The following is a 12,175-nucleotide window of genomic DNA, read 5'->3' on the forward strand; positions in this document are numbered from 1 at the left end:
ACAGCCACAGCCAAAAAAGCACTGAGATAAATAAAAAACGACACCAGCGTCGCTAAGCGTAGCTCATACCCAGCGGTTTGCGCGAAAGTCGCTCGTTTAGCCATCTTTCGTCACTCATTGTAATAGTGGCGTTTTACTTCACTTCGTTACTCGATGGCTTTCGACATGCCTCAAAGCAACAGCCTCAACATACCAACTGCACGATGCTTGTGAGAAGTGGTTGTGAGAGGTGGTTGTGAGCGATAGCCAAACCTGATAAATTAACGCTAATAGTTATCATTAACACAGGACATAGCCTCTCATGCAGCCTAGGAAAAAAGACGTTCCGCTAGAAGGCTCGCCTAGCGCATCTCGCGAGGTGACAAGTCAGGCGCTGCTTGATCAAGACGGTCAGTTGGTTATTCATCATGAACAGCGACGCTATGTGCTGCGCCGCACGAAAAGCGGCAAGCTGATCCTAACAGCGTAAACCACTTAAAAATAACCGCTTACCTACTACTACCGCTTTTAGCCAGCCAGGTAGCCCATCGCACCCAGCCAGCAACATTATCCATCACTTTCTGTTGGAACTGTCTGGCCCATGAAACCAATTCATACGATAGGCCTTTGCCTTACCTTACTTCCTCTTCTGCCCGCCTACGCCAATGACACGTACTTAGATCCCGTCACGGTAACAGGCACCCGAGCACCGACGGATCTTTCCCGCGCACCGCTGATTATCGACATCATCGACCGCCAAGATGCAACGCTTGCCACCGCAAGTCGCGTTGAAGACGTGCTGAGTCGCCAACCTGGCCTGCATGTTGCTGGCCAAGGACGCCGGAATGGCCAAACGCTGAGCATGCGTGGCTTCGGGAAAAATGGTGTCCTGGTTCGCTTAGATGGCATTCGCCAAGATATTACCACCGGTCATGTAGGCAACTTTTTTCTAGACCCAGCGCTGATTCAAGAGGTGCAGATTGCCCGTGGCTCGCTTTCCAGCCTATACGGTAGCAACGCCATGGGCGGTGTTGTTAGCTTTACCAGTGTAGAGGCCAGCGACCTATTAGCCCCAGATGAAGATAGCGGTGCACGTCTTTCCCTAGGCGGGTCGACGGCTAACGACGAGCTACGCGGCAGCCTAACGGCATTTGGCCGCCGTGAAACGGCTAATGGGCAAGTGGATGGGCTATTTTCTGTCGGCCGTAGCGAGTCCGGCGATATTCGTCGCGCGGGCGGTGATGAAGCAGTAGAAGATGCCAGCCTCAATAGCCTGCTGCTCAAAGGCGGCTGGACGCCAAATGAAGAACAGCGGGTGTTTATTAGCTGGCAGCACTATGACGAGCGCGCCACCCAACCCGCTAACCCGCAGCAGCTATCAACCAGCGCTAGCAACCCATTACGCGATCGTGACGTTGAGAGCAATAACGTACAACTTGGCCACCGCTGGCAACCGAGTGGTGCCACTGAAATCACCTCACAGCTTACCTTTAGCCAACAGGATATCGACGAGCCACAGGCTAGCCGTACCCTTGAGCGGGTCGGCCTGCAGAGCGACGGCTATCACAGCATCGACCATGGCTGGCTTTCACAAACGCTGGTGTTTGGTGCAGAGCTGGAGCAGGCCCGCCAGCGGCCTGATGGTGAAGCGAATGGTTTCCCTAAGGCTGATATCGATACCCAATCAGCCTATCTTGACACCACGCTTACTGCAGGCCGCTATTTAGCAGAGGGCGGCGCGGGGCAGTTTGACGTCGGCATTGGCGCTCGCTACGACCGCTATGACGCCAGCGGTCAAAACAATGCCGACAGCGTGCACGACCAAGTGTCGCCGCGCTTCCGTCTTGCCTGGCGACCCGACGACTCCTTGATGCTGTTCTCCGGCTACGCCGAAGCCTTCCGCGCGCCCAGCCTTTCCGAGCTTTACGCTAACGAGCGCCACTTTGCTGGGTTCTGTGCAGGACCGTTTTTCTGTACGCCCGACAACTACTGGATTCCCAACCCCAACCTATCGCCTGAAACCAGCCGTACCTGGGAAAGCGGCGTGGTATGGCACCAAGGTGACTGGCAGGTGCGTGCCAGCTACTTCGACACCCGTGCAGATGACTTCATCGACACTCAGGTCGATATCATGGCGGGCACTACCCAAGCCGTAAACGTGCAGCGTGCCCAGCTATGGGGCTATGACGCACGTCTTACTTGGCAACCTAGCGAGTTCCCGATGCTGACCAGCTTTGTAGGCCTGTCAGAGGTATCTGGCAAAGACCGCGACAGCGGTGAGGCTCTGGGTAGCCAAACACCCCTGGAAATGACGCTGGGCAGTGATGTCGCGCTTTATAACAGCGCTATACGGGTCGGTTGGCAAGGCCGCTTTGCTCAAGCTTTCGACAAGCAAGGCGACGACGAACGCCTCCCAGGCTATGGGCTGCACGATATACACCTTGCCTGGCAAATCACCCCTGCTATTGATACCGCGCTGCGCCTCGCCAACCTTGGCGACAAAGTATGGTATCGGCCTGATGGCAGCCTGGGCGACGGGCGCAGCCTGTTCGCCACTCTCAATTGGCAGTGGTAACCCGCTGCCCTGTTAAGTCTAGAGGTGACGTATGATTGAGTCTCAGCAGATCGCAATTCTAGAAGCCTTTGACGCAGCACGAGCAGCACAGCCTCGCCTGCCCGCAATTGAAATTGCCGAACGCTTATCGATCAGCGAAGGTGAACTTCAAGCCGCGCGCTTAGGCCGTGACGTATGGACGCTGCCACTCGCTCCGAAAGATGTTGCAGCTCGCTTCCCTCTGTTAGGCCGAGTCAAAGCACTCACTCGTTCTCGTTTAGCCGTGCTTGAACAAACCGGCGATTACCCTGACCTCAACGGCGGACCGCAAACCGGCTTGCTGCTTGACCCAGGTGGCTTAGATTTACGGCTGCTGTTTTCCCATTGGCACTGGGCCTGCCTGATCCGTGACCCGGTGCCCATGGGTAACGAAACAGCCCAGTGGCGCTGGAGCCTACAAGTTTTCAACCAACATGGTTGCGCCATTCATAAGAGCTTTGCGCTGGAAAATCCGCTACCTCGCCACTGGGGAGCGCTAGCCGCACTGGGCACCATGGATACTCCCGCGTTTACCCAGTGCGTTCCCCGCTTAAAGCGCGCCCTCCCGGAAGCGCCAACGCTAGCCAGCGAATGGGCGGCGATGCGCGATGTGCATCAATTCTTCGCCCTCCTGCAGCGCCACCACCTTGAGCGTCTCGAAGCCAACCAACTAATGGAAGGCCGCTATACGCACGCGCTTCCCGTCGATGCCCTGGAAAATTTATTAACTAACGCAAGTCAGCGCGCACTGCCACTGATGTTGTTTGTGGCAAGCCCCGGTTGCGTGCAGATTCGCACTGGAATAGTACCTGTGCCCCAGCGCGCCCGCGGCTGGCTAAACCTATTTGGCGAGCAGTTCACGCTGCATCTTAATGACACCGCCATTGAGCAAGTGTGGCAGGTCAGCAAGCCTAACCGCGACGGTGGCGTTACCAGCGTAGAAGCCTTTGATGCCGAGGGCTCTTTAGTGCTGCAAATTTACGCAGAGCGCCAGGAAGGTCGCGTGGAGCGGCCCGAGTGGCGACAGTTGCTAACTGAACTCGGCAGCCAAGAGGCCGTGGCATGAGCACCACACGTGTCGCACGCCAGTCACTTGCCGCGCTATTGGTTGGCTGGTTAACCATTGGCGGGGCGCTAGCTAATGAACGCTGGGTCATTCTGGGCGGCGATATCGCTGAAACTATCGCCGCGCTTGGCGCGGATATCGAGGTCGTTGCCCGCGACGATACGGTGCTCCACCCGCCAGAAATGGCCGCACTGCCTTCGGTAGGCTACCTGCGCCAGCTGTCGGCAGAAAGCGTGCTCTCAGTGGCACCGGACCGTGTGTTGGCAGCGGGACATTCCGGCCCGAAAGAAGTGCTGGAACAACTAGAGGCCGTGGGTGTAACGGTTGATGTTATTGAGGCACCTGCTGACCTTTCCTCAATTGCCGAGAAAGTCCGCACGGTGGCTCAGCACACCCAGCTCCAGCAAGAGGGCGACGTCCTGGCCGCCTCACTCTCCGCCACCCTTGAGCGATTGGCAGCCCTTCCCCCGCTGCCTGGCACGCGAGCGATGTTTATTCTTCACCATAGCGGCCTAACACCGCGAGTCGCTGGCAACGACACCGCCGCCCATACCGCCTTGGAGGCCGTTGGAATCGACAATGCTTTTGGCAATATGGCGGGGTATCAAAGCGTTGCGGCAGAGGCCCTGGCCAAAGAAGCACCCACGCTGGTAATTATGTCCCAGCGGGGGTTAGACGCGCTGGGCGGTGAAAACGCGTTATGGCAGCTACCGGGTATGCGCTTAACACCCGCAGGACGCGAACAGCGGCTTATTGTGATTGATGATCAGGCGCTGCTTGGTTTTGGCCCTCGCACGCCTGACCAGCTATTTACCCTGCGCCAAAATATTGAAGCACTGCTTGGCACAGAGCAGGTCAGCCGATGATTACCAGCGCTTCCCATGATCGTTATCGCCCCTTATTACCGCTTAGTCGAACAGCACGCGTGTTAAGTGGCCTTACCCTGGCGTTATTGATCGCCATTGGCTGGGGTTCTGCTTCAGGCGCGTTAGGCGTGTCACCCTGGGCACTCATCAATGGCAGCGCAGATGAGCTCAGTGTTCAAGTGTGGTGGCAGCTACGCCTACCGCGCCTGCTCTTGGGGGTTGCCGTGGGAGCAATGCTGGCGGGCAGTGGTGCCGCCATGCAGGGGCTATTTAGAAACCCATTGGCCGACCCTACTCTGCTTGGGCTCGCCAGCGGCGCGAGGCTATTTGTAGCGCTTTGGATTGTACTATTTCAGGGCAGCGCTGCTGGTAGTCTTTACGGCCAGTTTGCAGCGGGCTTTCTCGGTGCGCTTAGCGTTTGCTTAGTGGTGTTTGGCATAGCCAAGCGCCAAGGGGGTGGCAGTGCCGCCGTTATGTCACTGCTACTAGCAGGCTTGGCAATCAACACCTTAGCAGGCGCTGGGGGCGGCGTACTGGCGTTTATTGCCAGCGATGAACAGCTCCGTCAGCTCAGTTTATGGGGAATGGGCACGCTTACCAACGCTCTGTGGCGCACCACCGCCATAGCCCTTGCCCTTATTGCTGTTGCCCTATGGCTGTTAATACGCAGCGCTCGTGAGCTTGACCTACTTCAGCTAGGCGAATCTACCGCCCATGCGGCAGGCTTGGATGCCACCCGGCTCAAACGCCGCGTGGTCGTTGCTACCTCGCTGGGCGTAGGGCTGTGCGTCGCGCTGACCGGCGTGATTGGCTTTCTTGGTTTGCTCGTCCCCCACTGCCTGCGACTTTGGCTCGGGCCTGGTCATCGCCTGCTGCTACCCGCCTCTATGTTAGGCGGTGCACTACTGCTAGTGGTCGCCGACACCCTGGCACGCACCCTCGGCGCCCCGGCCGAAATTCCCGTCGGGCTGTTAACTAGCCTACTGGGCGGCCCCTATTTCCTTTACCTTCTAATGCGTCGGAATCGGGCATGCTAACCCTACATCAAGCGGGCTTCACCACCACGCCCTCTATCGCACCGCTGGACGGCACCCTTCGCCCTGGCGAGCTACTCGCTATTGTCGGCCCCAATGGCGCGGGCAAAAGCACACTACTTAGCATGCTGTCAGGGTTTCGCCCCTGTGAACAAGGCGAGCTACACCTGGATGGCAAACGTCTAAGTGATTGGCCAATCAGCGAGCTTGCCAATCGCCGGGCGCTGGTCGCCCAGCAAGAGTTGCCCGGCTTTGATTGGCAAACCTTTGAGCTGGTGAGCTTAGGCAGCAACCCTAGTAACGCACTGATTGCGGAACTGCTGCATGACTTAGACCTGATACATTTAGCCAAACGCAGCGTGCTCTCCCTTTCAGGCGGCGAACGCCAGCGGGTAATGATTGCGCGAGGAGCCTGTCAGTTGCTTTCACGGCGCGCTTCTACCGCAAAGGATGGTGGTCTTTTACTGCTGGATGAACCCACTAGTGCACTCGACATCGGCCAGCAGCAGCGCTTAATGCGCCAGCTGCGCACTTGGGCAGAACGGCACCATATGGCCATTGTCTGCGTGCTTCACGACCTCAATCTCGCAGGCACTTATGCCGACCGGGTATGGCTGTTGCACCAAGGTCAACGCATTGCCCACGGCACGCCAGCCGAGGTGCTTGATCCTCAACGCATAGCGGCTATCTATCATGCCGATATTACTGCATTGAGCCACCCAGCATCACATCGATCAGGTATTGCCACTTGGCTCGCGCTAGCGCGTTAGCCATACCTAATCCAACGTCATAAGAGGAACAAGCGATCACTACAAAAAAATGACTCAAAAAACGATACAAAAAGCTGTACAAAAACATCACAAAATTTAGACTTGAGGATAGGAGATTATCAGCCAATGAGGTGATGCTATGTCGTCAACGCTTCCCCCGCGCCTTACACTTGAAGAACTCTCACAACGCACAAATACCTCCTTTCCACTTCCAGAGGTAGAGTTACTGGGGCTCGATATGGGCTGGTATATCGTGCGGTTGCATCACCATGATTCAGTTAGTTTGCTGGTCGATGCTCAGGGTGAAACCAAGCGTTTTAGCGGCACGCAGTGGGTCAGCCGTGCACTTGCACCGCTTGGCTTTACTCACGGTGTACTCACCTGGGCAGACGCCGTCGATGAAATGATCGGCAACGACACCCCGCCAGTTTCTGCACAACAGCGCATGGCTTATGGCGTTCGCGTCGCGTTCGAAACGCGACACTAATTAAGCCACCAACTATTTAGCTTACCGACTGTTTACATCATCAACTGTTTACACCATCAATTATTTACATCATCAACTATCGCGTCACTTTTCCATGATGGTCATGCTGGCTTTACACACCATCATGGCTTTTAACTACGCCTATCGATAAGATTCATAGTGAGCCATCAAGTGCTTTCAAGTGGTTGTGTTAAAAATTAATTCTCGAAAGGATGGACTCTATGCGCGATGAGGAAAAATACACAAATCTTGAAGAGCAGCTACTTTATCTTCAAAAGCTATTAGATGAAGAAGATACTGCCGCCCTGAGTGAGCTGTTTACTGAGCTTGATATCTTAGCGACTGCGCGCACGCTTGAGTCTTTCCCAACCAAAACTCGCGACCGATTGTGGGAGTTCATTCCTGAAACACTGCTCGGGGAAGTGCTCGCCGAAGTCGATGAAGATATTCGTGCCGACTATATTGAAGATCTTTCTGCCAGCGATGTAGAACAAATCGTTAAAGGCCTAGATGCCCAGGAAGTGGCTGAAGTTCTCGACGTCGCCGATGAAGAGATCAAAACGACTGTCTATGCCAGCTTAGATCAGGAGATCCGCGCCCAGGTTGAGAACCTGCATTCTTATGAAGATGACGTAGTCGGTCGTTACATGGACCCAGAGACGGTCAATGTAAAACAGGGCGTATCACTGGAGGCAGTACAGCGCTATATCCGCATTCATCACCTACTGGATGATGAGTCACAACAGATCATGATTACCGATAAGGATAAGCGGCTGCTGGGCACGCTGACGCTCATTGATCTCATCAAACAACCTCAGGAGAGCGTCGTTGATGAGTATATGGATGTTCCCTTCACGCTAAATGACCAGATGAAGGTGAGCGAGGCTGCCGCTCTACTCCGCTCTAAAGAGCTGCCTTTTGTTCCGGTTTGCGATAGTGACGGTTTGTTAGTGGGCCAGTTGAACGCCGCTGATGTATTAGAAATCACCCAAGATGATGCTGATATGACGTTAAAGCACATGTCGGGCGTCAGCGATGAAGAAGAAGTCTTCACTCCGATACTCCGCAGCGCAAAGAGTCGCGGTATTTGGCTGGGCATTAACTTGCTCACTGCCTTTTTAGCGGCCTTTGTAATTGGACAGTTTGAAGAGGTGCTGGATCAAATTGTAGCGCTGGCCATCCTGATGCCGGTAGTCGCGAGTATGGGCGGGATTGCAGGCAGCCAAACCCTCACTGTGGTGATACGCGGCTTAGCGCTCGGCCAACTGGCCGGTAACAACAAACAGTGGCTCTATAACAAAGAGCTGTGGGTGGGGATGAGCAACGGCTTGGTGTGGGCGCTAGTCGTCGGTGGTATTTCTTATCTGTGGTTCAACGACCCGCTGATTACGCTGGTGATTACGTTGGCCATCTTTGTAAATATGAGTCTGGCTAACTTATCGGGCGTGCTGATTCCCTTAGTGTTAAAAAGATTTCAGATAGATCCCGCATTATCAGGTGCCGTCATTTTAACCACGGTTACTGATGTGGTCGGTTTTCTATCGTTCTTAGGGCTCGCGACAGTAATTATTTTGTGAGCAACACTACTCATCACTTAAGCAGGTGGGACATCGTTCTATTTGCCTGCTAACATTTATCTCGCCCTGCTTACCTGTGTAAAACTCTGCAGCCCCGCGAATGCGGGGTTTTTCACGTTAGGCTATTTTAACGACTGTTTGCCAAGGATTTTCCATGCTCCCCGATTACTCCGTCATCGCGTGGGTGTTGATCGTATTTTCTGTTTACCTGACCGGCGTTTCAAAAGGCGGCTTTGCAGGTGGTTTTGGCACCCTTTCGGTACCGTTGATGGCGCTAGCGATTAGCCCTACCCAAGCGGCAGGCTTGTTACTGCCACTCTTGCTCGTCATGGATGTGTTTGCGGTGAAGGCATGGTGGGGAAAGCAGGCAAACGCCGAGGTGTGGCGGTTTGTGCCGGGGCTATTTATTGGTGTCACGGTAGGCACGCTGCTATTTGGTAGCCTCAGCGAAGAGGGCGTACGTTTAGTACTCGGTATTATTTCCGTCTCGTTTGCAGCTTATATGTTGCTGAAGCCAGTCGCGAAGAAGCCGATTTCAACCCGCTGGGCGCTGCCTGCCGCCAGCGTTTGTGGGTTTACCAGCTTTATTGCCCATGCAGGCGCACCACCGCTAAACATTTACTTGATGCCACGCAAACTCTCTAAAGAGACCTTTATTGCCACCTGCACGGTTATTTACGCGGTAGTGAATGTCATTAAGTTAGGCCCGTATATGTGGCTTGGCGAAGTCAATGTAACCAGCGCCTGGGCGTCGCTGCTGTTAGTGCCGGTAGCATGGATCGGCGTGCGCAATGGGCTGTGGCTGCAAAGCCGCGTCAACGAAGCGCTATTTTATCGCCTGGTAATCCTGGCCATGTTCGTGGTGGGAATTAACTTGGTTTGGCAAGCAGTAGGCTAGTGCATGCTTAAAGTGCCACCAGTAAAAGTCCGCTCAGCATGATCAGTGTGCCCAAGGCTTTTGCCCTAGAGGCGGGTTCTTTTAGCCACAACACGCCCATTAATACACCGACTGGAATAGAGAGCTGGCGTAACGCCACGACATAACTCACTTCGTCGGTCAGCGCCATTGCCATGAGTACCAAACCATAAGTGCAGGTCATCATCAGTCCTGTGACCACCAGCATCACTAGCCCCTGCTGGCGGAGTAAGGGCAGCCGGCGACGCTCTGCGGGTAGCAGCGCCAGCAGCGGAATCGCCCAGGTCAACGTCATCACTGCTTGTAGCACCATAAACACCGCGCCTGCGGTTAAACTGCTATGGCCTGCTATCTGCATCAACGCCAGCGCCTGTTTATCTACCAGCGAATAGCCCACCGTGCCTGCAGCTGCCAACAGTGCAAACCCCATGGCAGGTGTTAAATAGGTCGATAGCCTGCGCGCCTCTGGGTGGCTTAGTGGCAGGCAGAGTGCGCCTACCACCACTAAGGCCATGCCGATGCCATCCCGCACATCCAACGCGCGATTGCCGAGCAGCGCAATAGACACTAGCGGCACAAGCACCACCGGCAGCGCCCGTGCGATGGGATACAGAACGCTGACTTCCCCACGCGCATAAGCCCAGGCTAAGCCGCCCATATAGAGCATTTGGCACAACCCGGAAAGCACCAACCATCCCCAAAATGTGTTGGGTAGCGCCGCTAATGATGGCCCAAGCCACACCAGCGGCAGCAGCAACGCACCGCCTGACCCGTAAGCCAAGGCAAAAAATGCCAGTGACGGTGCATGACGCTTACCCAATACATTCCATCCAGCATGCATACATACCGAAAACAGCACTAACGCTAGTGCGGCTGGACTCAAGGCCGCTCTCCCCGCTGTAAACGAGCATTAATGGCATCCACAACGCTTGGCAGCTCGGCGATGGTGGCAATGCTGTAGTGCGGTTTTGAGGGGGCAAATTGAGCGGCCACTCGCTCATGGGCTGCACGGCGTTCGCTATCGCTCAGCGCTTGATACTGGTCATAATGAAGCCCCAAAGCATTACCCGAACAGGTGAGTGCGACCGTCCACATTCCAGCACTGCGCCCTTCTAGAATGCCGGGTGTGGTGTCATCTACTTTAATGCAGGCAGCGACATCGCTGATGCCTAAGGCAATCACATTGGCCAGCGCCTGGGCAGGGTGTGGTCGGCCACTGGGCACCTCATCAGTGGCCACCACATGATCTACCTGCAGGCCGTTATCAACGGCTAGCGCCACTACCTTTTCCATCACCACCGCTGGATAGCCGGAGCAGGAACCTATTTTCAGACCTTGCCCTCGTAACCAGGTGAGCGTATCAAGTGCGCCAGGAATCACCGCCGAGTGGTCGGCAATTTTGGCAATCTGCAACGGCATAAACCGTTCATAAAGCGCCGTTACATCGGCATCAGTCGGCAGGTGGCCCACCGCCTGGAGAAAGCGCTCGGCTATCTCAAGCTGATTGCACAGCGTGCGGATATGATCCCATTTGCCCATGCCCATCGGGCCGCGTGCTTCTTCTAGGCTGATCGCCACACCCATTTCGGCAAAAGCTTCAACAAATATCTGGGTCGGTGCAAAGGAGCCAAAATCGACCAGCGTGCCCGCCCAGTCACAAATCACCGCCTGCAGGCATTGGGGAGATTGATAATGCATCAGGCACTCCTTGATTCAGAAAAGAGAGAAACACCCATCTTCGTCAGGGTGTCTTGAATAACGCTGAGTAACTGTTCAATCACCGCCGCATCCAATTGGCCAATGCAACCGATGCGAAAACTTTCGACGTCAGTTAACTTGCCCGGGTAGATCAAAAAGCCACGCGACTTCAGCGCTGCGTAGAAGGTCTTAAATTCAAACGCAGGGTCGGTAGGACTCAAAAAAGTGGTGATAATCGGCGATAGCCATTGATCTTCTAAAAGTGTGCTGAAGCCTAACGCCCGCATGCCTTTTACCAGTACATCACGATTGTGGGTATAACGTGCGCAGCGCCCCGGCACACCACCCTCTTCCCGGTGCTGGTCAAGCGCCGCTTGGAAGGCCACCACCGTATGAGTGGGTGGGGTAAAGCGCCACTGGCCAGTGCGCTCCATGTAGTCCCACTGAGCGTATAAATCCAGGCTCAGCGAGTGGGCGCGTCCCTTACCAGCAGCAAGTAGCGTCTGGCGAATGATCACAAACCCAAAGCCCGGTACGCCTTCGATGCACTTATTGGCAGAAGAGATCAGCACATCAATAGGCGTTTTTGTCAGACTGATCGGTATGCCCCCAAACGAACTCATGGCGTCTACAATCAGCGTTTTTCCGTGAGCGCGCACCACCTCAGCGATGGCGTCGAGCGGGTTCAAAATCCCTGAGCTGGTTTCGCAATGAACTAGAAACACTGCGGTAATGTCAGCATCTTGCTGTAGCAGTGTCGCCACTTCGTCGGGTTGCGGCGGTAAGTAGTCACCTTTGTCCAACGTCACATAACGGCGGCCCATCATAGCGAGCAGTTGAGCAGCCCGTTTGCCGTAAGCACCGTTCATTAACACCAACACTTTGCCACTAGGGTCAGTTGCGCAGGCCAGTGCACTTTCAACGGCGAAAGTGCCGCTGCCCTGCATCGGCACGCAGGCATACGTGTCACTTGCCGCCTCGGCCATGGTAAGCAGTTGCGCACGCACGTCTGCAGTCACACGGTTAAAATCGTCATCCCAGGAGCCCCAGTCACGCAACATGGCTGCTTTGGTCGCATGGGAGGTGGTTAGTGGTCCTGGGGTTAAAAGGTAAGGCACTTTTAGATTACTCATCATTTTGGTCTATACCAGATTATAAGCACACATTAGCGGCTGGCATAGCGGGCTTT

General features: G+C 55.0%; 11 protein-coding genes and 1 pseudogene. 9 read left to right on the forward strand and 3 right to left on the reverse strand.

Annotated features, from left to right (window positions below):
* Positions 1-301: 301 nt before the first annotated feature.
* The 9 genes and pseudogenes from hemP (at position 302) to K1Y77_RS14240 (ending at position 9,270) form a co-directional block, all read left to right on the forward strand.
* The gene (gene hemP / locus K1Y77_RS14200) at positions 302-469 is read left to right on the forward strand and encodes a hemin uptake protein HemP (protein WP_084180376.1); all 168 of its coding nucleotides are present in this window, start codon (positions 302-304) and stop codon (positions 467-469) included.
* Between the two features lie 111 nt (positions 470-580).
* Positions 581-2,554: a TonB-dependent receptor domain-containing protein gene (locus K1Y77_RS14205; protein WP_264429113.1), complete on the forward strand. Its 1,974-nt coding sequence runs from the start codon at positions 581-583 to the stop codon at positions 2,552-2,554.
* A gap of 31 nt (positions 2,555-2,585) precedes the next feature.
* Positions 2,586-3,638 (forward strand): ChuX/HutX family heme-like substrate-binding protein, encoded by a 1,053-nt coding sequence (locus tag K1Y77_RS14210; protein ID WP_264429115.1) that lies wholly within the window; start codon positions 2,586-2,588, stop codon positions 3,636-3,638.
* Positions 3,635-4,504 carry a heme/hemin ABC transporter substrate-binding protein gene (locus K1Y77_RS14215; protein WP_264429117.1) on the forward strand — a complete coding sequence of 290 codons (870 nt, stop codon included), beginning with the start codon at positions 3,635-3,637 and terminating at the stop codon, positions 4,502-4,504. Before K1Y77_RS14210 ends, K1Y77_RS14215 begins: the two co-directional genes overlap by 4 nt.
* The gene (locus tag K1Y77_RS14220; protein WP_264429119.1) at positions 4,501-5,541 is read left to right on the forward strand and encodes a FecCD family ABC transporter permease; all 1,041 of its coding nucleotides are present in this window, start codon (positions 4,501-4,503) and stop codon (positions 5,539-5,541) included. The genes K1Y77_RS14215 and K1Y77_RS14220 overlap by 4 nt, the downstream gene beginning before the upstream one ends.
* A 53-nt stretch (positions 5,542-5,594) precedes the next feature.
* Positions 5,595-6,308 (forward strand): annotated as a pseudogene (locus tag K1Y77_RS14225) (ATP-binding cassette domain-containing protein); the annotation flags it as partial.
* Between the two features lie 139 nt (positions 6,309-6,447).
* A complete protein-coding gene (locus tag K1Y77_RS14230; RefSeq protein ID WP_030070622.1) occupies positions 6,448-6,795 on the forward strand; it encodes a DUF6482 family protein in 348 nt (115 codons plus the stop codon).
* Between the two features lie 221 nt (positions 6,796-7,016).
* Positions 7,017-8,372 (forward strand): magnesium transporter, encoded by a 1,356-nt coding sequence (mgtE, locus tag K1Y77_RS14235; protein ID WP_030070624.1) that lies wholly within the window; start codon positions 7,017-7,019, stop codon positions 8,370-8,372.
* A 154-nt stretch (positions 8,373-8,526) separates the two neighbouring features.
* Positions 8,527-9,270 carry a sulfite exporter TauE/SafE family protein gene (locus tag K1Y77_RS14240; protein WP_264429123.1) on the forward strand — a complete coding sequence of 248 codons (744 nt, stop codon included), beginning with the start codon at positions 8,527-8,529 and terminating at the stop codon, positions 9,268-9,270.
* A gap of 7 nt (positions 9,271-9,277) precedes the next feature.
* On the opposite strand, the gene K1Y77_RS14245 is transcribed toward K1Y77_RS14240, so the two are convergent.
* From K1Y77_RS14245 to K1Y77_RS14255, 3 genes are read right to left on the reverse strand one after another with little or no spacing between them, the layout of a single operon-like run.
* Positions 9,278-10,171, reverse strand: a complete 894-nt coding sequence (locus K1Y77_RS14245) for an EamA family transporter (protein WP_030070628.1) — start codon at positions 10,169-10,171, stop codon at positions 9,278-9,280.
* A complete protein-coding gene (gene phnX, locus K1Y77_RS14250) occupies positions 10,168-10,986 on the reverse strand; it encodes a phosphonoacetaldehyde hydrolase (RefSeq protein ID WP_030070630.1) in 819 nt (272 codons plus the stop codon). The genes K1Y77_RS14245 and phnX overlap by 4 nt, the downstream gene beginning before the upstream one ends.
* Positions 10,986-12,122 carry a 2-aminoethylphosphonate--pyruvate transaminase gene (locus K1Y77_RS14255; protein ID WP_030070632.1) on the reverse strand — a complete coding sequence of 379 codons (1,137 nt, stop codon included), beginning with the start codon at positions 12,120-12,122 and terminating at the stop codon, positions 10,986-10,988. Before K1Y77_RS14255 ends, phnX begins: the two co-directional genes overlap by 1 nt.
* Between the last annotated feature and the right edge of the window lie 53 nt (positions 12,123-12,175).

The organism is Halomonas qaidamensis (assembly GCF_025917315.1).
GTDB classification, from domain to species: Bacteria; Pseudomonadota; Gammaproteobacteria; order Pseudomonadales; family Halomonadaceae; genus Vreelandella; species Vreelandella qaidamensis.

Bases quoted from the DNA above. Each gene is read 5' to 3' on its own strand.
- K1Y77_RS14205 (WP_264429113.1), top strand. From the start codon at position 581: ATGAAACCAATTCATACGATAGGCCTTTGCCTTACCTTACTTCCTCTT.
- K1Y77_RS14240 (WP_264429123.1), top strand. From the start codon at position 8,527: ATGCTCCCCGATTACTCCGTCATCGCGTGGGTGTTGATCGTATTTTCT.
- K1Y77_RS14210 (WP_264429115.1), top strand. From the start codon at position 2,586: ATGATTGAGTCTCAGCAGATCGCAATTCTAGAAGCCTTTGACGCAGCA.
- hemP (WP_084180376.1), top strand. From the start codon at position 302: ATGCAGCCTAGGAAAAAAGACGTTCCGCTAGAAGGCTCGCCTAGCGCA.
- K1Y77_RS14255 (WP_030070632.1), bottom strand. From the start codon at position 12,122: ATGATGAGTAATCTAAAAGTGCCTTACCTTTTAACCCCAGGACCACTA.
- mgtE (WP_030070624.1), top strand. From the start codon at position 7,017: ATGCGCGATGAGGAAAAATACACAAATCTTGAAGAGCAGCTACTTTAT.
- K1Y77_RS14230 (WP_030070622.1), top strand. From the start codon at position 6,448: ATGTCGTCAACGCTTCCCCCGCGCCTTACACTTGAAGAACTCTCACAA.
- phnX (WP_030070630.1), bottom strand. From the start codon at position 10,986: ATGCATTATCAATCTCCCCAATGCCTGCAGGCGGTGATTTGTGACTGG.
- K1Y77_RS14220 (WP_264429119.1), top strand. From the start codon at position 4,501: ATGATTACCAGCGCTTCCCATGATCGTTATCGCCCCTTATTACCGCTT.
- K1Y77_RS14215 (WP_264429117.1), top strand. From the start codon at position 3,635: ATGAGCACCACACGTGTCGCACGCCAGTCACTTGCCGCGCTATTGGTT.